Below are 1,697 nucleotides of genomic sequence, written 5' to 3'. Positions count from 1 at the left end.
CGACGCGCCGTCGGCCCTCCAGCGACCTGCTTGTTCGCCATGACTCCATCCTCGCTTCCAAGCTCAGGAGTCTCCATCAAACCCAGTGCGGTTCAACGCTCGGCTCCGTCACTGGTGGGGTATTGACCACGCTCGCGTACCTTGGCCAAGAACTCATCGTGGGTCATAGCTACCTCCTCGCGTGGTTCGACGCTGCCATGCCTCTTCACCAGGTCACCAGCTTGAGACCGTGAGGACAACCTGTGGCACTGAACCAGTCTCGTTGCTGGCGCCGCTTTCAGCGGCGACGTAGCTCATCGAGCAGCCGGAGCAGGGGAAGTTCGGGGCCGGATCGGCGTGGAGAACTTACGGTCACCGTGGGCCGGATGCGGATGAGTGGTCCGTTCTGACCGCGGGCGGTTGCGCCAGGTTGTGAGGGGCCTGGCGGGGGTTGGGTTTGACGTACCCGGACGCGCACGGGAACGCCCGGTGACGCTTGGGGGCGTGCCCGGCTGCGGTCGTAGTCGGCTCGGCGTCTTGGGTCGCGCAGCACCGCGTAGGCCTCGTGAATGTCCGCCAGGTTGGTCTGGTCACCCTCTGGTGGTCGACTGTCGGGGTGGTGCCGGCGAATGAGAGCCCGGTAAGCGCGGGCGACCTCTTGCGGGGTCGCGGTAGATGTGACCCCGAGGATGAGGTAGTAGTCCGGTCGTTGTCGGCTCATCTTCTCGAGAGGGTCCTTCTGCGCGGGGGGGGCCAGAACGCGGGTGTGCGCGGCACGGATGTGCCGCGCACCTGCAAGCGTGGCCCGCTGGGCCGGCCATACCGTGGTGACCCTACGGTCGGGGCTGGAGCACGTTCGAAAGGCCCTGTGGCCTCGACGGTGTCAACAGCTCAACGTGATGTGTGGCTGGCCGGCGAGCGGGGTTTAGCTGACACGTTTGCCGATGTTGTCCGTTCGCGCCATCACCTGCCTTTCCGTCAATGGCATCGGAGGCCAGCCGATAGTCGGAGGTCCACGCCCCCTAGCCCAAGTACTGAACTTCAGATGTGCCCTGTTGGAAGCGGGGCGCGCCCGCGGTGCCCAGTGCCGTGGGCGGCTACGCCAGTGGTCTTGGGCACCTCCCACCCCAGATGGCGTCTTACCCACGTGCGCGTTGCCGTAGTTGGTGGCGATGATCTCGTCGAACTCCTCAGCGAGAAGTTCAGCATCGGTGCAGACGATCTCGAGGAATGTCTCAACTCTCGTCGTCTCATCTGCGGTTGCCATGGATGCCGACGCGGGTGTGGTCGTGGCCAAAGGAGTGGACCGGGCGAACTGGTCCAGCTCACTGAACGTGCCGGTGCGCTTCAACATCAGGTCCACCTCCAACTGATCCTCATCAGTTGCCACTGGCACCCATGTCGATCGATCTGCTTCGATCGGTGCAAATTCTTATAGCACAAGTCGTCACTGTGCGCAATACGTGTATGTATGCCTAGCCGGCTGAGCCGTGACCAGATCGGTGCGCAACGATCCCAGCCGGGGTAGCCGCGGCCTCCGGCGACTCGCCGCTAGGGGTGGTGCGGCTGGTCATGTCCGATGCTCACCGCGGGGCTGGGCGCCATTGAGGGCCGTACGACCCACCGACAACGAAATCACCGTCGGCGGCTAGGTGTACCCGGCCAGGACGTTGGTGACACTCGCGGTGGTTCGTTGACGTGAGGAGGACCTCCGGGTG

2 protein-coding genes are annotated in these 1,697 nt (G+C 64.4%); one reads left to right on the top strand and one right to left on the bottom strand.

Annotated features, from left to right (window positions below; translation table 11 throughout):
* A partial coding sequence (locus K338_RS26050; RefSeq protein WP_211218281.1) for a hypothetical protein occupies positions 1–233 on the top strand: 233 nt, incomplete at its 5' end.
* Positions 234–277: 44 nt separating this feature from the next.
* Here K338_RS26050 and K338_RS26670 read toward each other — a convergent pair.
* Positions 278–700, bottom strand: a complete 423-nt coding sequence (locus tag K338_RS26670) for a J domain-containing protein (RefSeq protein WP_084481517.1) — start codon at positions 698–700, stop codon at positions 278–280.
* Positions 701–1,697: the final 997 nt, after the last annotated feature.

It is taken from the genome of Ruania albidiflava DSM 18029 (genome assembly GCF_000421225.1).
GTDB classification, from domain to species: domain Bacteria; phylum Actinomycetota; class Actinomycetes; order Actinomycetales; family Beutenbergiaceae; genus Ruania; species Ruania albidiflava.
The sequence above is the reverse complement of the archived record's forward strand: the minus strand, read 5'-3'. Positions and strand labels throughout refer to the sequence as shown.

Bases quoted from the DNA above. Each gene is read 5' to 3' on its own strand.
- K338_RS26670 (WP_084481517.1), bottom strand. From the start codon at position 700: ATGAGCCGACAACGACCGGACTACTACCTCATCCTCGGGGTCACATCT.